Below are 19468 nucleotides of genomic sequence, written 5' to 3'. Positions count from 1 at the left end.
ATGGCGTGCCGCCCTCGGACAGGCACTCAGGTGATGCGCACCGTCTCCGCATCTTTTGCGCTCTCGGAGCGCAGCTCCTTCAACTCACCGATGGCCTTGTCCAGCTCGCGTTTTTGCTCTTCGAGTGCGACAAGCTGGCGGTCGGCCAGTTCGACAAAGGCCCGGGCCTGAGCCTGGGTGCCCTTTTCCTCGTAGATCAGCAACCACTGGCGGATCTCTTCAAGGGAGAACCCGTATTTGCGTCCCCGCAAAATCAGCGTCATCCGCGCGACTTCGCGCGGGGTGTAATAGCGGGAGCGACCCTCCTTCTCGGGGGCCAGCAACTCGATATATTCGTAATAGCGTAACGTGCGCGGAGTCACATCGAACTGCGCGCACATTTCCTTGAACGTGAGACGTCGGTCAGACATGGCTTCTCTCTCTCCTCGCGACGCATCTAAACAGATGAGTTCAGTTTCGCAACTCAATTCGGGGCGGTACCTTAGCATAGTAAACCGCATGCCACGGGATCAAGGCCCGTCGAGAGCTGGCAGTCGGGATGCCGGGAGCGCTCGGGGGGCTTGGTCGTGTGCAGACATGCTGTGACGTCACGGGGGAAAACCTCGGGCCGGGTTTCAATTTGCCCTTGCGGCCCTGCGATCATCTCACATTATGGGGCCAACTTGTCCAAAAGGTCACAAATTTCGCTATGGATGACGCCCGCACCCGGATGGCCCGCCAGTTCATCGAGAATCTGCCGCATTGCGCCGCTCTTGGCATGTCGCTCGAACAGATCGGCGACGGGCAGGCGGAGGTTTTCATGCCTTATGCGGAAAAGCTGATCGGCGATCCGGAGACCGGCGTGATCCATGGCGGGGCGATTTCGGCGCTGATGGACACCTGTGCGGGGGCCGCCGTGATGAGTCACCCGGAGGCGGGTATTTCCACCGCGACGCTCGACCTGCGCATCGACTATATGCGCGCCGCGAAACCGGGGGCGACGATCGCCGCCCATGCCATCTGTTACCATGTCACCCGTGCCGTGGCCTTTGTCCGGGTCTCGGCGACCGATGGCGTCAGCGACGTGCCGGTTGCCGCAGCCACCGGGGCGTTTACCGTGGAGAGGGGCAAATCATGATCCGGTCCAAACCCGAACCCGTTCAGATCGTCAAGGAACGGCGCGATGCCGCTCTGGCGGATCTGGTGGCGCGCGTGCCCTATATCTCTTTCATGGGGTTCGAATTCGAACGTCGCGGCGACGAGTTGACCGCGATCATGCCCTATCGGCCCGATCTGATCGGCAACCCGATGCTGCCCGCGCTGCATGGCGGGGCGTTGGCCGCCTTTCTCGAAGTCACCGCGCTGATTTCGCTGAGTTGGTCCATGGTCTGGCCGCGGATCGAAGCGGGGGACACCGGGGAGATCCTGCCGAAATTCCCGAAAACCATCGACCTGACCGTGGATTACCTGCGCTCGGGTCTGCCGCGCGATGCCTATGCCCGTGCCGAGATCACCCGCGCGGGGCGGCGGTATGCCTCTGTCCGGGTCGAGGCTTGGCAAGACAACCGGGCGCGTCCGACGGTGCAGGCGATGGGGCATTTCCTGATGCCCGATGCGCCCGAGTCTGTTCCTGAGCCGGACGCATGAGTGCGCCCGCGCCGGAGCTGAGCCACCGCCGGGTTCTCAAAATCGCCATTCCCATCGTGCTCTCGAACGCCACCGTGCCGATCCTCGGGGCGGTCGACACCGGCGTCGTGGGTCAGATGGGGGAGGCGGCGCCGATCGGTGCGGTCGGTCTCGGGGCGATCATTCTGGCCTCGATCTATTGGATTTTCGGCTTTCTGCGCATGGGGACGACGGGGTTGGTGTCTCAGGCGCGGGGTGCGGGTCAACCGGGTGAGGTGGCGGCGCTTCTGACCCGCGCCCTGATGATCGCCTTTCTGGGTGGGCTTGCCCTGATCGTTTTTCAACTGCCGATCCTCTGGCTGTCGTTTCAGCTTTCGCCCGCGACACCGGAGGTGGAGGCGCTTGCCCGCAGTTACATTTCCATCCGCATCTGGTCGGCGCCCTTTGCCATCTCCGTTTACGGCCTGACCGGCTGGCTCATCGCGCAGGAGCGCACGCGGGGCGTTCTGGCGCTGCAACTCTGGATGAACGGGGTGAATATCGCGCTCGATCTCTGGTTCGTGTTGGGGCTGGGCTGGGGCGTGCGCGGTGTGGCCTATGCGACCTTTGCCGCCGAGATCAGCGGTGCGTTGATGGGCCTGTGGCTGTGCCGTGACGCCTTTGCCGTGCCTGCGTGGCGCGACTGGCCACGGGTGTTCGACCGCGCGCGCCTGATCCATATGGCCAAGGTCAATACCGATATTCTGATCCGCTCCGTGTTGCTGTTGACCATCATGGTGAGTTTTACCTTCCTCTCGGCGGGCTTCGACACGGTGACGCTGGCGAGCAACAACATTCTGATGCAATTCGTCTCGATCACCGCCTATGCGCTCGACGGGTTTGCCTTTGCCGCCGAGGCCATCGTCGGGCAGGCGCTGGGCGCGCGCTCCGCCTATGCGCTGCGACGGGGGGCATTGCTGGCGTCCTTCTGGGGGCTGCTGGCGGCAGTGATGCTCAGTGCGGTGTTTGCGATTTTCGGCGGTATGATCGTCGACGTGATGACCACAGCGCCCGATGTGCGCGCCGAGGCGCGGGTGTACCTGCCGTGGATGGTGGCCGTGCCGGTGGTGGGGCTTGGCTCATGGATGCTCGACGGGATTTTCATCGGGGCGACACGGACGCGGGACATGCGCAACATGGCGGCGCTGTCGCTGGGGATCTACCTTTTGGCCGTGGCCGCGCTGATCCCGCTGATGGGCAATCACGGGCTTTGGGCCGCGCTGATGATCAGCTACGTGGCGCGGGGGGCGACGCTGTTCTGGAAATATCCGGCGCTGGAGCGCGCGGCGCTCTAACTCAAAGCCAAGCGTCGCGCCCGGTGCCGACGGCCTCCAGAACGCTGTCGTAGCCGTCTTTCTCCAGCAACGCGTCCAGCCCGCGGGCGATGCGCGGGGCCAGCGACAGGCCGTGATAGACCATCGCGGAATAGACCTGTACCAAAGAGGCCCCCGCGCGGATTTTCGTATAGGCATCGAGCGCCGATCCGACGCCGCCCACGCCGATCAAAGGCACGTCCGTGCCCAGATGGCGCGAGAGCTGCGCCAGCACGCGCGTGGACTTTTCGAACAAAGGTTTCCCGGAAAGCCCGCCTGCCTCGCTTTTATGTGCAGATTTCAAACCTTCGCGCGACAGCGTGGTGTTGGTGGCGATGACCCCGTCGAGATCCGCCTTGCGGGCCACTTCGGCGATTTCCATCAGTTCCGAATTGTCGAGATCGGGGGCGATTTTCAACAGGATCGGCACGTTGTGATCGAGCCCCTTGCGGGCATCCATCACCCCCGCCAGCAGCGCTTCGAGCGCCTCGGGGCCTTGCAGATCGCGCAGGCGTTCGGTGTTCGGACTCGACACGTTGACGGTCGCGAAGTCGATGAAATTGCCGCATTTCGCCAGCACCTTGGCAAAATCGCCGGCGCGATCCTCGCTGTCCTTGTTGGCACCGAGGTTGAGCCCGACCGGGATGTCGGTACGGTGATGGGAGTGGCGGCAGCGGGCGAGACGGCTGGTGATCTCCTCCATGCCGTCGTTGTTGAAGCCGAAACGGTTGATCACCGCCTGATCTTCGGTGAGGCGAAAGAGCCGGGGTTTCGGATTGCCCGGCTGCGGACGCGGCGTCACCGCACCCAGTTCGATAAAGCCGAAGCCCGCGCGGGACAGCTGCGGGATCGCCTCGGCATTCTTGTCGAAGCCTGCGGCCAGACCGATGGGGTTGGGCATCTCCATTCCGGCGAATTTGGTCTTGAGACGCGGCGAGGTGACCGGACCGGGCAGGGGCGCAAGCCCCGCGCGCAGGGCCGAGAGCGCGAAGTGATGCGATTTCTCCGGGTCGAGGCTGCGCAGCATGACCATGCCGAGCTGTTCGAAGAGCGACATTCAGAGGTCCTCCGGGAAGAGATGGCTGTCCACGTCGTTTTCGGACGCAAGCGGCAGCGGTTTGACCCAGAGAATGTCCTCAAGGGTCAGGGCGCGATAGAGATGCGGAAAAAGCGCGCCGCCGCGCGAGGGTTCCCATTTGAGATGGGAGCGGAGCGTGTCGCTCTCGACGGCGAGAAGATGCAAGTTGTCTTCCCCCGCGAACCATTTGGCGGCGGTCTCCCTGACCTGCGCGCCGGTGGAGAAATGAACATAGCCATCGGCGAGATCGACAGGGGCGCCGAGGGTTTCGCCGTTGGTTTGCAGAATGGCCCATTCGGGGGCGCGGAAGATTTTGTAAATCAGCATGGCTCTCAGATGCCAGCGCCGCGCGCCCCGGTCAATGAGACTTTGTGTCCGCGCCCGGATTGCACCGGGTTTGCGTAAATCGTGGGCTTAGAGCCAGCGGTGGCAATGGCGATGAATGCGCGGAATGATGACGAAAACCATGGACAGCACGATCATCGGCACCATGACGAGGTTGCGTTGCCAGATCTGCCACTCCGAGGTGAGCGGCGCGAGGCCGTAAATCAGGGCGGTGACCAGCGGGTAGACGCCGAGGAAGACGAAAAAGCTGAACCGGATACGATTCGGGCGTTTCGGGGCGGAGGGCATGGCGGTGGACATGGACATGTGTTATCTCCAAAGGGAACGGTGCGTTTCGTTTAATGTGAACGAAGCGTTTCGATATGTAAAGGAGAAGGCCTGTGTCTGATCGCACAGCAGAATGTGCAGAGCCGCAAAGGCGCTCGATCGGGGCGAAACGCAACCCGGCGACGGAGGAGGCGATCCTGACGGCGGCGCAGGAGATTCTGCGCGACAAGGGCGTGAAGGGGCTGAGCATGGAGGCCGTGGCCAGGCGCGCCCGCGCGGGCAAGGCGACGCTGTACAAATGGTGGCCGTCGCGGGGGGCACTTTTGGTGGCGGTTTACGAGCGTGCGAAAGGTGAGCATGCGCATGAGGACAAGGGGGCGCTGATTGCGACGGTCGGGGCCTTTTATCGCTATGTCTTCGACTTCTGGAAAACCCCGGAAGGGCAGGTCTTCGCGCTGATCATCGCGGAGGCGCAATCGGATGCGGATGTGGCCGAGGCGCTGGAGCGCTACCGCAAGGAGCGTCTCGTGGCGCTGGCCGAGGTGGTCGAATGGTCGCGGATGCGCGGCGAGCTGATCGACGGGGCGCAGGCGGGGGCCTTGGCGGAGACGATCATGGCGGTCGCGTGGATGCGGCTGATCACCGGGCGGCTCGACAGCGATCCGGAACGGCTTGCGCATGAGGTGCTGGACGGCTGGATTGTCGGAAAACGATGATCTGCCTGTCATTTCATCGTTACAATTCCGTTACGTTGCGGATGTAGCCATTTTCTGTTTTCGGGCTTTGACTCGATGGTCAAGACCGGTCAGGTTGGAAGTCATGACGTTTAACAGGGGGCAAGATATGCTCAAAAAAGTTCTCACCACCACCGCCGCAATGGCTCTGATGGCAGGTGCCGCGCATGCCGATTATACGCTGCACATCCTGCACACCAACGATCTGCACAGCCGGATCGAGCCGATCACGAAATACGACAACACCTGCCCCGAAGAAGACAACGCGGCCGGTGAGTGCTTTGGCGGCTATGCCCGTCTGGCCACGAAAGTCGCCGAGATGCGCGCGGAATTGGACGGTGAGAACGTGCTCCTGCTCGACGCAGGCGATCAGTATCAGGGCTCGCTGATGTACACGACCTACAAGGGCGATGTCGAAGCCGAGATGATGGACAAGATCGGCTATGACGTGATGGCCCTTGGCAACCACGAATTCGACGATGGCCCGGAAGGCACGCTCAAACTGATCGAGCATGCGAATTTCCCGGTGATCTCCGGCAACCTCGATGTGTCGCAATCCAACCTGCTGAATGGCAAAGTGAAAAACTATGTCGTGCTGGAAGTGGGTGGCGAGAAAATCGGCATCATTTCCGCGCTGGCCGTCGATACGCCGGAAACCGCCAGCCCCGGCCCGAACGTGATCTTCCAGGACGAAGCCGACAGCCTTGCCGCCGATGTGGCCGAGCTTGAGGCCGAAGGTGTGACCAAGATCATCGCGCTCACCCATGTCGGTGTGAACAAGGATCTGGAGCTTGCCGGTGAGGTCGCGGGCATCGACGCCGTGGTCGGCGGTCACTCCCACACGCTGTTCTCCAACGAGATCGAAGGCGCGATGGCTTACCCGACCATGGTCGGCGAAGTTCCGGTCGTCTCCGCCTATGCCTATTCGAAATACCTCGGTCACCTCGTGCTGACCTTCGACGACGCGGGCACGCTGATCTCCGCCACCGGCGAACCGATCCTGCTCGACGCGACCGTCGCGGAAGACGCCGACATCAAGGCGCGCATCACCGAGCTTGCGGGCCCGATCAACGAGCTGAAAGCCAAGGTTGTCGCCGAAGCTGCCGCCGACATCGACGGTTCGCGCGAAACCTGCCGGGCCGTTGAATGCGCCATGGGCAACCTCGTGGCCGACGCCATGCTGGAGCGCGTGAAGGATCAGGGTGTCGAGATCGCCATCCAGAACGGCGGCGGTCTGCGGGCCTCCATTCAGGGCGGTCAGGTGACCATGGGCGACGTGCTCACGGTTCTGCCGTTCCAGAACACGCTCTCCACCTTCCAGGTGACCGGCGCGACCATCGTCGAGGCGTTGGAAAACGGTGTCTCCGAGATGGCCGATGGCGCAGGCCGTTTCCCGCAGGTGGCGGGCATGTCCTACACCGTCGATCCGGCGGCTGAGGTCGGGTCCCGCATTTCCGACGTGATGGTCGGCGGCGCGCCGATCGAGATGGACAAGGTCTATGGCGCGGTGACGAACAACTACGTCCGCAACGGCGGCGACGGCTACAAAATGTTCCTGAGCGCTGAGAATGCCTATGACTTCGGTCCCGATCTCGCCGACGTTCTGGCCGAGTACATGATCGAACATGCGCCCTACACGCCCTATACGGACGGCCGCATCACCGTGAAATAAACGGTTCGCGCTAGACAAACAGAAAAGCCCTCGCAATCATGCGGGGGCTTTTTCATTTGGGCTGGCAGGGGAGGAAACGGGTATGCACGGGCGCTGTACATGCGGAGAGGTCGAATTTGAAATGACGGCCCGGCCGATGATCGTGCATTGCTGTCATTGCACATGGTGTCAGCGCGAAACCGGATCGGCCTTCGCGCTCAACGCCTATGTCGAGACGGCTGAAATCCGGCTCACCAGAGGCACTCCCGAGATGATCGCCACCCCCTCGAACTCCGGCCATGGCCAGAGCGTGGCGCGCTGTCCATCTTGCAAGGTGGCGCTCTGGTCGCATTACGCGGGGTCGGGGGAGGCCTTCGCCTTCGTGCGGTGCGGCACGCTGGAGGAGCGTGCCGAGATCGCGCCGGATGTGCATATCTTCACCTCGACGAAACTGCCGTGGGTCGTATTGCCCGAGGGCGCGCCGGTATTCGAAGCCTTCTACAAACCGAAAGAGGTCTGGTCGGAGGCCAGCCTTGCCCGGTTCAAGGCGGCAAGAGAGGCGTAGATGGATCATCCTCTGATCGACCTGATCAACCAGAAAATCGCCGAGGCCGAGCGCGACGGCGCTTTCGACAACCTGCCGGGGGCGGGCAAACCTTTGCCGCGTGAAGACGACCCGGAAAACGCGCTGCTGAACCGGCTGATCAAAGAGAACGGCGGCGTGCCGGAGTTTGTGTCGCTGTCGCGGGAGCTGGAAAAACTCCGCGAAGAGTTGCGTGAGACCTCCGACCGGACGCGGCGCAGCGAGATCATGAAGGAAATGTCGATGATGGACGCGAAGATCGACATCGCCCGCAAGGCGCATCGCTGAGGGAAGGACGGTGCCGCGACATGTTGTACGCGAGGCCCGCATCTGTGTCGCCAAGCCCCTCTCCTGACGCCCTTTACCTTGCATTAAGGTTAATCTGATTAACCTTAACGATGAAGAGGGGGACAGAGTGCCGATGAAGAAACCGGCCATGCAGATGCCGGAGAGGACCGTCTGGTTCTGGCCCTTGGTTTTCTGATGGCGTAAATACTCAAAACCCCACCTGCACGATCTGCTCTGGCCCTCGTCGCAGGAGCCGCTAAATTGCCCCCATGTGCGGACGGTTTGCCCTTTCCATGACAGGTGACGCTTTGGCGCAGCTTTTCGAAGCCGCGCCAGCGAATGACTTGCCGCCGCTGCCGAATTACAACATCTGCCCGACAACGCAGATCCATGTGGTCTACCGCGAGAGCGATGAGGCTACGGGGCAGCGTCGCCTCGTGCCAATGCGCTGGGGCTTCATCCCGCGCTGGTATAAATCGCCCTCCGACGGGCCGCTGCTGATCAACGCCCGCGCCGAAACGCTGGCCGAGAAACCGGCGTTTCGCGAGGCCTGCCGCATGCGCCGTTGCCTCATCCCTGCCGATGGGTTTTACGAATGGTTCCGCCCCGAGGGCGGTGAAAAACTGCCGTGGTATATCCAGCCTGCGGGGCAGGGGCCGATGGTCTTCGCGGGCATCTGGCAGGACTGGGAGCAGGACGGTGAGCGTTTGTCCACCTGTGCCATGGTGACGACGGAGGCCACGGGGCGTATGGCCGAAATCCACCACCGCATTCCGGTCATCCTGCAACCGGAGCACTGGGGGAAATGGCTGGGCGAAGAGGGGCACGGGGCGGCGCGTTTGATGAAACCGGCCGACGACGAAACCTTGCGATTCCACCGTGTCGGCAAGGCGGTGAATTCCAACCGGGCCAGTGGCCCAGACTTGATCGAGGAGATCGACGCATGAGCTATGACATGGACAATCCGGCCAGTTGGGAGGCGCTGTCGCTTGCCGCGCAGCACATCGGCATGGAGATGACCCATTGGGGGCCGGATGTGGCGCGGATGGAGATCGAGCTGCAAGACATCCACAAGAACCGTCACGGCATTCCCCATGGCGGCTATTACGCCATGATGCTCGATACGGCGATGGGCTATGCCGGGGCGTTCACGGGCGATCCGGAGGACAAGAAAATGACCATGACGCTCAACATGAGCGTCAATTACCTGTCGCGCCCGAAAGGCACGCGGCTGATCGCCAGCGGCAAGCGTATCGGCGGCGGCGCCAAGACGTTTTTCACCGAAGGCATTATCGTTGACGAGACCGGCGAAGTGATCGCCACTGCGCAGGGCACATTTCGTGTGCGTTCGGCTGGTTGAGCCATATTCGAAATCTTGAATTTAATCGCGCGATTTGCTAGTTCTGTCGCAAATCTGTCATTCCATACGGAGAAACCCCAATGTCCATCGACCGCGCTATGTTCCGCTTTGCCGGCATCATGGTTCTGATCAGCGTTTTGCTGACCCAGTTCGTCAGCCCCTATTTCGTCTGGTTCACCGTTTTCATCGGTGCCAACCTGCTGCAATCCTCCTTCACCGGCTGGTGCCCGGCGGCCAAGATCATGGCCAAACTCGGCCTTCCGGCAGGCTGTGCCTTCGAGAAGTGATCTCGGTGCATATATCTCTGAGCGGGGTCCTTCGGGGCCCCGTTTCGTTTTGAGTATTTTTGCCATCAGAAAACCGCAGGCTCGCACAGAAACACGCGACATCAGTACAGGGGCGTTTGAATGTGAGGGAAGATTTGGAGCGGGCGGCGGGAATCGAACCCGCGTCATTAGCTTGGAAGGCTAAGGTCTTACCATTACACAACGCCCGCTGCGTTGAGCCCCGTGTTTAGGCGATGGATTTTCGAGCGTCAAGTGGCCTTCCGCAACCGAAGCGGGCCGTTTCGAGCGTTGCGGGGCTATCACGTTTTTTCGCCTGCTCTTGACATCGGTCAAATTCCCGAGTGAAAAGCTCAGATAAAGGCGGGACGCCGCCATTCGAACAGCCAATCGGAAAGCACTGCGCTCATGATCGCCAGACCTCTCGCCCCCGGATCTCTTGTCCTGACCCTGTTCTGTACCACGCTTCTCATGCCCGTTCCGCTCCGGGCCGAGGAGCTTGCCACGCTCGAAGCGCTGGGCGAGGCGCTGTTCTTCGACGAGAACCTGTCGCAAAACCGCACGCAATCCTGTTCGACCTGTCACGACCCGGAACATGCCTTTGCCGACCCGCGTGGCATGGCCTCGCCGGGCGACGATGGCGTCTCTCTGGGGGATCGCAACGCGCCGACCGCCACCTACGCGCATTTCGCGCCGATGTTCCAAAAGCTCGACGAAGGCGTCTATATGGGCGGCCAGTTCCATGACGGGCGCGCTGCAGGGCTTGCCGATCAGGCGGGCGGCCCGCCGCTCAATCCGATCGAGATGGGGATGAAAGATGCCGCCTCCGTTGTGGCGCGGCTGGAGGAAAATCCGGCCTATGTCGTGGCGTTCAAGGGGCTCTTCGGAGACGAGATTTTCACCGACAGCGATGCGGCCTATGCGGCGATGACCAAGGCGATTGCCGCCTTCGAGGAGACCGATCTGTTCTCGCCCTTCGACAGCAAATACGACCGCTATCTGCGCGGCGAGGCGGAGCTGACGCGCGAAGAACTGCTGGGCGAGACGCTGTTTTTCTCGCAGCAGTTCACCAATTGCAACCTCTGCCATCAGCTCAAGCCGCAAGCCGGGGCGGAGGGCGAGACCTTCACCAATTACGAATATCACAACATCGGCGTGCCGGAGAACGGTGAGCTGCGCGATATGAACGGCGTCGGGCGCGGCCATCCCGATCTCGGGTTGGCGCAGAACACGCTGGTCGCCGACACGGCGGGTTTGGCAGGCAAGATCAAGGTGCCGACGCTGCGCAACGTGGCGGTGACCGGCCCCTATATGCACAACGGCGTGTTTCAGGACCTGCGTACGGTCGTGCTGTTCTACAACACCTACAACACCAAATCCGAGGCGCGGATGATCAACCCGGAGACCGGCGAGCGCTTTGGTCCGCCGGAGGTGGCGGAGAATATCTCGATGGAAGAGCTGACCACGGGACCGGCATTTGAAGATCGGGAGATCGACGCGCTCGTGGCCTTCATGAAGACCCTGACGGATGCGCGCTACGAGCATTTGCTTGAGGAATGAGCCTGCCCGGGGTGCGACGGCATCGCCGCCCCCCGGGCACGCCACTTGCTTTACTGGATGCCGTTGGCGCGTTGCACTTCCCGGACATAGGCGACAATCGCTTTCAGATCGCCCTCTGTCAGCCCCTCTTGCGGCGGCATGTCGCCAAAACGCCAGTGATGCGCCTGCACCCCGCGCTGGGCGGCCATGACAAAGGCCATGTCACCGTGGTGCGAAGGTTCGTAAATCACATGGACGAGCGGCGGGCCGGAGCCCTCGACCCCTGCGGCCTTGACACCGTGGCAGGCGGCGCAGGTGGCATCGAAGGCGCGTTTGCCGATCTGTGCATTCGTCGAAAGGCTGTCCGGCAAGGTCACCGCGACGAGCGGGGCACCCGCGGCGGGGCGCGAGGACGAGGCGGAGGTGGCCGGTTCGGCGGACGGTTTGAACCCGAGATAGGCGCCCGTGGCCAGCACTGCGGCGGTGGCCACAGGCAGAATGATTTTCTTCATGGATGTTTCCGTATCGGTTCTGGGCGCAGCTGCGCCTTGAGAAAAGGGTCAGACGAAAGTGGAACCGGGACGGGGAGGGGGAAGGTCGAGCGCAGGCGCATAGGGCAGGCCCCCTGCAATCGTCGGCAATGGAAAGCCTGCGGTATGAATGGTGCGAGAGAGGGAGCGCAGCTCAGTGCCGCTGACCGCGCACAAAAGGCAGGTGGCATGGGCGCAGAAAAGATGACCCGCGGCACCGGATGTGTGCCTTTCAGGGCAAGGGCAGCAGTCCGTGTGTCCATGCGACATGGCTGAGGCCATCGTCTGTGTCGGGGTCATTGCCTGTTCGGCCTTCGTCCCCGGAACGGAGAGAAAGGTCATGGACCACAGAAGCAAAAGGATCAGAACCCGACGCATGATGTCCCCGATGTCGTGTGGGTCACTCTGGGCAAACGGGCCTTGCCGGTCAATCGGATTTTGCCCGGCCCTGTGTCTCGGGCCGGGGAGGGACTTAGCGCAGGCGCTCGGGCATGGCCTTGAGGCGCGCGCCATTGCCGAGGTCCATCGCGCCTTGCCAGATGCCTTTCGCCCGCATCAGGGGCAGGGCGCGGGGCGTGGTTGTGCTGCCGTCGATCAGCATCATCTCTGAGTCCCATTGCGCCTCGGTCAGATCGCGAAAGCAGACGTTGAGATGCACTTCGGAATGCTGGAACAGGTGCCGAAGCGCACGGGCCGGAAGTGTTGCCGCCAGATCGAGCGTCGGCAATTCCTCGGGCCGTTCCAGCACCTCGCCCTTGACCAAAGCCTCCAGAGCAAGCGCCTGATAGCGCGCCTCATAGCTGACGCGCACCACGACATGGGCGCGGGTCAGGCCGGAGATCGCGGCAGGCTCATAGAGCGCTTCGTCGGAAAGCTCCATCAGCTTGCGCGCGAAATAGGCCGTCCCGCGCCGGGCGAGCAACAGGTCCTCGCTGGGCGCGTTGGGGGCGTCGAATCGCGCCCCCTTGCCCAAACGCGCTTTCAAAGCCTCGCGGGCGGCAAGGTCTGTCTCGGTGAGGGACATTACTGCCCCACGACCATCTGACGCATGAAGCCCAGACGTTCCATGATCGGCGCATCCGAGAAGCGGAACAGGTCGAACTGCGTCTCGGCCTGCAAGGACCACGGCACCCAGCTCGGCACCACGAACATGTCGCCTTTCTCCAGCTTGTGCGTCACGCCGTTCATCACAACCGCGCCTTTGCCTTCGAACACCTGGAAGACCGTCGAGCCAACCTCGTTGCGCGTTGCGGTTTCGACACCCGCCCGCAGGCGATGGAATTCGCAGCGGATCGTCGGCATCACATCGCCGCCGGTGGTCGGGTTGACGTAGCGGATGGCGGCATGGCCCATCTCGACGGTGGCGGGCTGGCCTTCGTCTTCCAGCAACAGCTGCTCGGTCAGGGCGCGGTCGGTGAATTCCCAGCGATAGGCGCCGATCGGCGAAGACACGGTATTCTGCAATTGCGACAGCGGACGCAGACCCGGATGGCACCAGAGACGCTCGCCACGGGAGAAATCCGGGGTGGCGTTGTCGGTCACACGGTCGGAGCCGAACTCGAAGAATCCGACATCCATCTGTTGCGAGAACGGAATGTCGAGGCCGTCGATCCAGGCCATCGGCTCGTTGGCGATGTTGTGGTGACCGTGGAAGTTCCAGCCCGGCGTCAGCAACAGATCTCCGCGCGACATGCGCACCGGATCGCCGTTGACGACGGTCCAGACGCCTTCGCCTTCGACGACGAAGCGGAAGGCGTTTTGCGAGTGGCGGTGCTCCGGCGCGTTCTCGCCCGGGCAAAGATACTGGATCGCGGCCCAGAGCGTCGGCGAAACATAGGCATTGCCGCCCAGACCGGGGTTTGCAAGACCGATGGCGCGGCGTTCCCCGCCCCGGCCCACCGGCACCAGCTCGCCGGATTTTTCCGCCAGCGGCAGAAGATCGGCCCAACGCCAGACATGCGGCACGGCCTTGGATTTGGGCGTCATCGGCATCAGGTCGCCGAGTTGCGTCCAGAGCGGCAGAAGGTTGTTTTCTTCGAACCCTTTGTAGAGCTCGCGCAGTTCCGGGGTGTCCTCCGGCTGCATGCCATGTTCGATGGTGTCGTGGCTGCGATCTTCGGTCAGCATCGTGAAATTCCTCCGGGATAGGGGCCGCCTCAGGCGGCGTCGGGTTGGTTGGGCGGCGCGGCTTTCGTAAAGGCCGGGAGCTTGTCGAGTTCCGCGTAAATGCGCGAAATCACCGGCCAGTTTTCCAGCGGTACGCCAAAGCGTTTGTTGTTCCAGACCTGCGCGTAGAGACAGCAATCGGCCATGGTGGGCGTGTCGCCGTGGCAATAAAGCCCGGTGTCTTTCGAGGCGGAAAGCTCGGCCTCCAGCGCATCAAAGGTGATCGTAACCCAATGGGTGAACCACTCTTTTTGTGCCTCCTCGTCCGCACCGAACTGATCGCTGAGACGGAACAGAACGCGCAGGTTGTTGAGCGGGTGGATTTCCAGCGCGATCATGTAAGACAGCGCACGCACACGGGCACGGCCATCCGGGTCAGACGGCAAAAGCGCGGGCTCCGGGTGGGTCTCCTCCAGCCATTCCATGATGGCGAGAGACTGCGTCAGATAGCTGCCGTCCTCGCGCTCAAGGGTGGGGACCAGACCCTGCGGGTTCTTCGCCAGATACTCCGGCGTCCGCGTCTCCCCGGTGCGCAGCACATAGGGAATATAGTCATAGTCCAGCCCCTTGAGGTTCAACGCGGCACGGAGCCGCGTTGAAGTCGAGGACCGGAAGAAGTTATGCAACTTCAAGGTCATCGGATCAGGCCTCTCAGGCTTCGCGTTTGCCGATCGGGGTCTCGATTTTGCCGAGACCTTCGATTTCGACCACGCAGGTGTCGCCTTCGACCAGCGCACCGACGCCTGCGGGCGTGCCGGTCATGATCAGATCGCCCGGTTGAAGCGTCATCGAATGCGACAGGATGGAGATGATCTCCGGCACCGACCAAATGAGTTCGTTCAGATCGGCGTCCTGTTTGACTTCGCCATTCACCGTGAGCTTGATCGAACCCTTGTCCGGGTGGCCGACTTTTTCGACCGGGAACACCGGCCCGATGACGGCAGAGCGGTCGAACGCCTTGCCCCAGTCCCACGGACGGCCCTGTTCGCGCGCCTTCAGTTGCAGGTCGCGACGGGTCAGGTCGTTGCCGACGGCATAGCCCCAGACGTGGGACAGGCTGTCTTCTTCGGAGATGTTCTTGCCACCTTTGCCGATCACCGCCACGAGTTCCGCCTCGTAATGGAAGTTTTCGGTCTCCGGCGGGTAAGCGACCACCTCGCCGGTGTCCACCACGGCATCGGCCGGTTTGGTGAAGAAAAAGGGCGGATCGCGATCCGGGTCCTTGCCCATCTCACGGGCGTGGGCGGCGTAGTTCCGGCCGACGCAGAAGATGCGGCGCACGGGCAGGCGATCATCGGTGCCATCGACGGCCACGGTGGCCGGCTCGGCGGGGGGGAAGACATAAGCCATAAGTGTGTCCTTTGCGTTTCTTGAAATTATTCAGCAGCGGTTTTCAGCGCGGCGTTGACGGTGCTCTCGTCGAGCCCGGTGGAGCCATAGAGCCACGACAGTTGGTCATACCATTCATCCGGCGTCATGTTCGACATGACGTGGTTGCGCACAGCGGCTTTCGCGTCGTCCGGGTGGTAGATGTATTCGCCGATGAGACGGGAGTTCATCTGAACGCGGGCGGTGCGGACCTTGCGCATTTCCTGATAGATTTGCAGCGCGCGTTCGACATTGTCGCCGTAATGCTCGATGCAATGCGATAGCGCGACCGCGTCTTCCATCGCCATACAGGCCCCCTGCGCGAAATACTGGAGCATCGGGTGGGCGGCATCGCCGAGCAAAGCCACGCGGTTGTCGACCCAGTTGGAAATCGGATCGCGGTCGCAGAGCACCCAGAGTTTCCAATCAGAACCATGTTCGATGACCTGACGGGCTTTCGGGTGGATGTGCTCGAAGCCTGCGGCGACCTCTTCCTTGCTAACCGGACGGCCTGCGATGGCCTCTTGCACGTCGCGGTGATAGGTCACCACGAGGTTGAACACCTTCCAGCCTTTGAGCGGGTAATGCACGATGTGACATTTCGGCCCGGCCCAAAGCGTCGCCGCGTTCCAGCGCAGGTCCTCGGGCATTTGCTCGGTCGGAATGACGGAGCGGTAGGTGGTATGGCCGGAAATGCGTGGCTCGCCGTCGCCGATCATCTGGCCACGGATCGGGGAGCGCAGACCTTCGGCACCGATCAGGAAGGAGCCTTTGATCGGATCGCGGTCTTTCACCTTGAGCGTCACGGAGGTGCCGTCCTGCTCATAGCCTTCCACGACGTGGGAGGTACGAATGTCGACGAGCGGGCTGTCTTCGCAATATTTCAGCAAAACGCCATGCAGGTCGGCGCGGTGCACCACGGCGTAGGGGTTTTTGAACCGCTCGCGGAACGGCTCATCCAAGGGAATGGAGGTGATGTCCTCGGCGGTTTGCGCATCCATCAGGCGCAGCTTGTCGATATAGACCGCTTTCTCGCGGGCCTCGTCGCCAATGCCGAGATAGTCGAAGCAATGGAAGGCGTTCGGGCCGATCTGGATGCCAGCGCCGATCTCGCCGAGCGCCGGGGCCTGTTCGACGACGATGGAGCGATGGCCCTTGCGCGCCAGACCGCAGGCCGCCGCCAGACCGCCGATGCCGCCGCCTGCGATGATGATGGGAAGATCAGACATGAAAGTGTCTCCTTATGTCAGCCGCCAATGAGGCGTGGAATGGTGAGGGTGAGCGCGGGGATGAAAATGATCAGGCCCACACGGATGACCTCGGAGCCGAGGAAGGGCATGACACCGCGGAAGACGGTGGACATGGGCGTGTCCTTGGCGAGCGAGGAGATGATGAAGACGTTGAGGCCCACGGGCGGCGTGATCAGCCCGAGCTCGACGACAATGAGGGCGAGGATGCCGAACCAGATTTTCAGGTCCTCGTTGGTCATCCCGAAGGCGGCCATGTCGGCGGTGACATATTCGCCGCCATTCATCGCGATCAGCGTCGGCCAGAAGAACGGCACCACCACGAGGATCATCGCGAGGCTTTCCATGAAACAGCCGAGGATCACGAAGGCCACCAGCATCAGGATCAGCACCAGCATCGGGTCCATGCCCGAGTTCGCCGCCCATTCAGAGAGCGCCTGCGGCAGGCCGGAGCGGGTGAAGAAGCCCTTCAGCACCTCGGCGCCGAACAGGATCAGGTAGATCATGCCGGAGGTGATCGCGGTGGCGTGGAGCGCGCGCTTCATGCCGTCCCAGTTCAGCCCTTCGCCTGTGCGCGCCCGCAGGATGAACCCGTAGACGGCGATCAGGAACACGCCGATGGAGGCGGCGGGGGTGGGGGTGAAGAGGCCGAAGCCGAGGCCGAGGATGATCGCGCCGAAGATGGCGATCACCGGGACGAGGCGCTTGAGCGCGCGGTTGCGCTCTTCGCGTTCCATCGGGCGCGGTTCGGGGGCCAGAGACGGGTTGACGCGCACCAGAATGGCGATCACGCCGATGAAGGACAGCACGGCCAGAAGACCCGGCAGCACGGCCGCCTGGAACATCTTGAGGATCGAGCCCTCGACGATGATCGCATAGATCACCAGCGCAACGGACGGCGGGATCAGGATGCCGAGCGTGCCGCCTGCGGCCAGCGCACCGGCGGAAAGGCGGTCCTTGTAGCCAAGGGCCTTGAGCTCCGGCAGGGCCACTTTGCCCATGGTCGCGGCGGTCGCGAGCGAGGAGCCGCAGACCGCGCCAAATCCGCCGCAGGCCGCAATCGCCGCCATGGCCACGCCGCCTCTGAGACGCGACAGCAGGGCTTCGAGACCTTTGAACAGGTCCGACGACAGCCGCGCCTCGGCGGCGATATAGCCCATCAGCACAAAGAGCGGCACGACCGAGAGATCGTAGCTTGCGACGTTCTCCCACAAGAGCGTCTTGAACTGGCGGATATAGGGCACGAACCGGACATAGGGCAGAGCGAGCGACAGCACATAGGTGCCGCCGATGCCGACGATGATCATCGCGATGCCGACGGGCATGCGCAGGATCAGAAGGCCGAAAAGAATGACGAGGCCAACGACCCCGATGGTGATGGGATCAAGCATAGCGTGCGTCTCCGAACATCTGGCTGACGGACACGATGGCCCAAAGGATCATGGCGGCGATGCCGGGGATGTAGAACGGCCAGATCGGCCAGCCCAGCACACCGGCTTCGGCGGCGTCTGCGCGCACTTCGATCATGCCCTGCACCATCCACCAGGCGAGAAACAGTGCGACACCGGCGGTGAGCGTCAGCCACATGCGGTCCAGAAGCCATTTCACCGGCATCGGCGCATTTGCGACGAACAGATCGACGGCCACATGCCCGCGCGAGGCCTGGGTGAAGGGAAAGAACATCAGAGCTGCGCCGGAAATGGCGAGCTGAACGAAATCCTCATAGCCGGGAAGGCCGGAGACATTGAGGCCAAACGGGCCGACGATACGATCGAGAATGAAAGCGCCGGTGTTCGTGGTGGTGACCAGAACGATGACAAAGAGGATGGCGCCTCCAAGCATGGCAAAGAAATCTGCCAGACGCGTGACAACAGCGTACATAGCAAGCCTCCCGGGTGGGTGCGTGTTTCGGGGTGATGGGGGAGAGACGGGCGCGACCCGCCTCTCCGGTCTTGGACGACTCTGTCGGTCGTTATTCGGTATGCGCCGCGGCGATGGCGGCACGCGCGGCGTCGACGAGACCAGCGCCGTCAATGCCTTTTGCGGTGACTTCATCGACCCAACGGGTGACGACCTGTTCGCTGACGTCGTAGAATTTCGCGGCTTCCTCGTCGGAGAAGACGTTGCGGGTCACACCGGCGGCGTCGAGCGCGTCGGTCCCGGCCACTTCGAAATTCTCCCACATCGTGCCGATCTCGGCGGCGACATTCATGCCGGAATTGGCGTCGATCACCGCTTTCAGATCGTCGGGCAGGTCTTCGTAGACGTCCTTGTTCATCGCCACCATGAAGACGGCGGTGCCGAAACGGTCGCCATTCGGCAGTTCGGCGGTGTATTTGTCGAGTTCCTGAAGTTTCAGCGAGGGCACGATCTCATAGGTGGTCATCGCGCCGTCGATCACGCCCTTGGACATGGCCTCGGGCACGGCCGGAACCGGCAGGCTCACCGGCTCTGCGCCGAGCGCCTCGATCAGCCATGCGCCGGTGCGCGACGGCGTGCGCAGCTTCATGCCCGCGACGTCCTCAAACGTGGTGACTTCCTTGCCGCCCGAGTGGATCAGGTTGCCGTCATTGGCATGGAGGAACAGGACGTGAATGTCCTTGAAATCCTCGGCCAGAAGATCAAGCGATGCGTTGAGCGCGATGGTCGTGTCGGTGGCGGAGCCTTTGTGCACGGTCGGCAGTTCGAACACTTCGGTGCGCGGGAAGACGCCCGGCGTATAGCCCAGAAGCGTCCAGACGATGTCGGCGGTGCCGTCGCGGACCTGACCGTAAAGCTCGCCCGGTTTGCCGCCCATCGACATCGACGGGTAAATCTGAACGTCGATGCGACCGTCGCTGTCGGCTTTGACCTTCTCGGCCCAGGGTTCGAGCATCACCTTATGCGCGTTGGACACCGGCGGAAGGAAATGGTGCAGGATCAGCGTGACGTCCTGCGCGAAAGCGGACGTGGCGGTGACGGTTGCAAGCGTTGCCGCAGCAAGTGTGCCGCGCAATTTGGCCTTGAGATTCATGTGAGCTCCTCCGTTTGTCTCTGGGCGCACTCCCGTTGCGCCAAGATAATGGGTATAC

The 19468-nt window shown here is 62.4% G+C and carries 24 protein-coding genes and 1 tRNA gene; 11 read left to right on the top strand and 14 right to left on the bottom strand.

Translation table 11 applies throughout. The features are described from left to right. Positions 1–26 precede the first annotated feature (26 nt). Positions 27–410 carry a MerR family transcriptional regulator gene (locus tag V1471_RS09815; RefSeq protein WP_434288392.1) on the bottom strand — a complete coding sequence of 128 codons (384 nt, stop codon included), beginning with the start codon at positions 408–410 and terminating at the stop codon, positions 27–29. 278 nt (positions 411–688) lie between these two features. Between V1471_RS09815 and V1471_RS09810 the strand changes: the two genes are divergently transcribed. Genes V1471_RS09810 through V1471_RS09800 form a run of 3 tightly spaced genes read left to right on the top strand, consistent with a single transcriptional unit; the run spans position 689 to position 2939 of the window. After that, on the top strand, positions 689–1117 hold the full coding sequence (locus V1471_RS09810; protein ID WP_434288391.1) for a PaaI family thioesterase: 429 nt from the start codon (positions 689–691) through the stop codon (positions 1115–1117). Further along, the gene (locus tag V1471_RS09805; protein ID WP_434288389.1) at positions 1114–1626 is read left to right on the top strand and encodes a PaaI family thioesterase; all 513 of its coding nucleotides are present in this window, start codon (positions 1114–1116) and stop codon (positions 1624–1626) included. The genes V1471_RS09810 and V1471_RS09805 overlap by 4 nt, the downstream gene beginning before the upstream one ends. Beyond that, positions 1623–2939, top strand: a complete 1317-nt coding sequence (locus V1471_RS09800; RefSeq protein ID WP_434288387.1) for an MATE family efflux transporter — start codon at positions 1623–1625, stop codon at positions 2937–2939. Before V1471_RS09805 ends, V1471_RS09800 begins: the two co-directional genes overlap by 4 nt. A gap of 1 nt (position 2940) precedes the next feature. Here the strand turns inward: V1471_RS09800 and V1471_RS09795 are convergent, their stop codons facing one another. The 3 genes from V1471_RS09795 to V1471_RS09785 form a co-directional block, all read right to left on the bottom strand. Then, a complete protein-coding gene (locus V1471_RS09795) occupies positions 2941–4014 on the bottom strand; it encodes a quinone-dependent dihydroorotate dehydrogenase (RefSeq protein ID WP_434288385.1) in 1074 nt (357 codons plus the stop codon). After that, the gene (locus tag V1471_RS09790) at positions 4015–4362 is read right to left on the bottom strand and encodes a DUF952 domain-containing protein (RefSeq protein WP_434288384.1); all 348 of its coding nucleotides are present in this window, start codon (positions 4360–4362) and stop codon (positions 4015–4017) included. Positions 4363–4449: 87 nt separating this feature from the next. Beyond that, entirely contained in the window at positions 4450–4686 is a 237-nt protein-coding gene (locus V1471_RS09785) for a hypothetical protein (RefSeq protein WP_238379768.1), read from the bottom strand. 74 nt (positions 4687–4760) lie between these two features. On the opposite strand from V1471_RS09785, the gene V1471_RS09780 reads away from it, so the two are divergent. The 7 genes from V1471_RS09780 (at position 4761) to V1471_RS09750 (ending at position 9550) form a co-directional block, all read left to right on the top strand. Then, the gene (locus V1471_RS09780) at positions 4761–5363 is read left to right on the top strand and encodes a TetR/AcrR family transcriptional regulator (protein ID WP_434288383.1); all 603 of its coding nucleotides are present in this window, start codon (positions 4761–4763) and stop codon (positions 5361–5363) included. A gap of 127 nt (positions 5364–5490) precedes the next feature. Further along, positions 5491–7053, top strand: a complete 1563-nt coding sequence (locus V1471_RS09775; RefSeq protein WP_434288382.1) for a bifunctional metallophosphatase/5'-nucleotidase — start codon at positions 5491–5493, stop codon at positions 7051–7053. Between the two features lie 82 nt (positions 7054–7135). Continuing rightward, positions 7136–7597 carry a GFA family protein gene (locus V1471_RS09770; RefSeq protein WP_434288381.1) on the top strand — a complete coding sequence of 154 codons (462 nt, stop codon included), beginning with the start codon at positions 7136–7138 and terminating at the stop codon, positions 7595–7597. Beyond that, entirely contained in the window at positions 7598–7903 is a 306-nt protein-coding gene (locus V1471_RS09765; protein ID WP_096806905.1) for a DUF1992 domain-containing protein, read from the top strand. A 269-nt stretch (positions 7904–8172) separates the two neighbouring features. After that, on the top strand, positions 8173–8850 hold the full coding sequence (locus V1471_RS09760) for an SOS response-associated peptidase (RefSeq protein WP_434288380.1): 678 nt from the start codon (positions 8173–8175) through the stop codon (positions 8848–8850). After that, a complete protein-coding gene (locus V1471_RS09755; protein WP_434288379.1) occupies positions 8847–9263 on the top strand; it encodes a PaaI family thioesterase in 417 nt (138 codons plus the stop codon). The genes V1471_RS09760 and V1471_RS09755 overlap by 4 nt, the downstream gene beginning before the upstream one ends. A gap of 80 nt (positions 9264–9343) precedes the next feature. Beyond that, positions 9344–9550 (top strand): YgaP family membrane protein, encoded by a 207-nt coding sequence (locus V1471_RS09750; protein ID WP_434288377.1) that lies wholly within the window; start codon positions 9344–9346, stop codon positions 9548–9550. Positions 9551–9685: 135 nt separating this feature from the next. Here V1471_RS09750 and V1471_RS09745 read toward each other — a convergent pair. Next, a tRNA-Gly gene (locus V1471_RS09745) sits at positions 9686–9759 on the bottom strand. Positions 9760–10018: 259 nt separating this feature from the next. Here V1471_RS09745 and V1471_RS09740 point away from each other — a divergent pair. Continuing rightward, positions 10019–11107, top strand: a complete 1089-nt coding sequence (locus V1471_RS09740; protein ID WP_434290914.1) for a cytochrome-c peroxidase — start codon at positions 10019–10021, stop codon at positions 11105–11107. Positions 11108–11157: 50 nt separating this feature from the next. Here the strand turns inward: V1471_RS09740 and V1471_RS09735 are convergent, their stop codons facing one another. The 9 genes from V1471_RS09735 to V1471_RS09695 all read right to left on the bottom strand — a co-directional run bounded on the left by V1471_RS09735 (position 11158) and on the right by V1471_RS09695 (position 19410). Then, positions 11158–11598: a c-type cytochrome gene (locus V1471_RS09735; RefSeq protein WP_434288376.1), complete on the bottom strand. Its 441-nt coding sequence runs from the start codon at positions 11596–11598 to the stop codon at positions 11158–11160. 490 nt (positions 11599–12088) lie between these two features. Then, complete coding sequence (locus V1471_RS09730; RefSeq protein WP_434288374.1) at positions 12089–12640, bottom strand: maleylpyruvate isomerase N-terminal domain-containing protein; 552 nt, start codon at positions 12638–12640, stop codon at positions 12089–12091. Then, positions 12640–13743 (bottom strand): cupin domain-containing protein, encoded by a 1104-nt coding sequence (locus V1471_RS09725; protein WP_434288373.1) that lies wholly within the window; start codon positions 13741–13743, stop codon positions 12640–12642. Before V1471_RS09725 ends, V1471_RS09730 begins: the two co-directional genes overlap by 1 nt. Before the next feature lie 29 nt (positions 13744–13772). Then, the gene (gene maiA / locus V1471_RS09720) at positions 13773–14420 is read right to left on the bottom strand and encodes a maleylacetoacetate isomerase (RefSeq protein WP_434288372.1); all 648 of its coding nucleotides are present in this window, start codon (positions 14418–14420) and stop codon (positions 13773–13775) included. Positions 14421–14433: 13 nt separating this feature from the next. Then, entirely contained in the window at positions 14434–15132 is a 699-nt protein-coding gene (locus V1471_RS09715) for a fumarylacetoacetate hydrolase family protein (protein ID WP_434288371.1), read from the bottom strand. Positions 15133–15158: 26 nt separating this feature from the next. Further along, a complete protein-coding gene (locus V1471_RS09710) occupies positions 15159–16379 on the bottom strand; it encodes a 3-hydroxybenzoate 6-monooxygenase (RefSeq protein ID WP_434288370.1) in 1221 nt (406 codons plus the stop codon). Between the two features lie 17 nt (positions 16380–16396). Further along, entirely contained in the window at positions 16397–17788 is a 1392-nt protein-coding gene (locus V1471_RS09705; protein WP_434288368.1) for a TRAP transporter large permease, read from the bottom strand. Then, positions 17781–18278, bottom strand: a complete 498-nt coding sequence (locus V1471_RS09700; RefSeq protein ID WP_434288366.1) for a TRAP transporter small permease — start codon at positions 18276–18278, stop codon at positions 17781–17783. The genes V1471_RS09705 and V1471_RS09700 overlap by 8 nt, the downstream gene beginning before the upstream one ends. 91 nt (positions 18279–18369) lie before the next feature. Next, a complete protein-coding gene (locus V1471_RS09695; protein ID WP_434288365.1) occupies positions 18370–19410 on the bottom strand; it encodes a TRAP transporter substrate-binding protein in 1041 nt (346 codons plus the stop codon). Positions 19411–19468: the final 58 nt, after the last annotated feature.

The sequence above is a fragment of the Celeribacter sp. SCSIO 80788 genome, from assembly GCF_051054295.1.
GTDB lineage: Bacteria > Pseudomonadota > Alphaproteobacteria > Rhodobacterales > Rhodobacteraceae > Celeribacter.
This window is presented reverse-complemented; position numbering and strand designations above follow the sequence as displayed.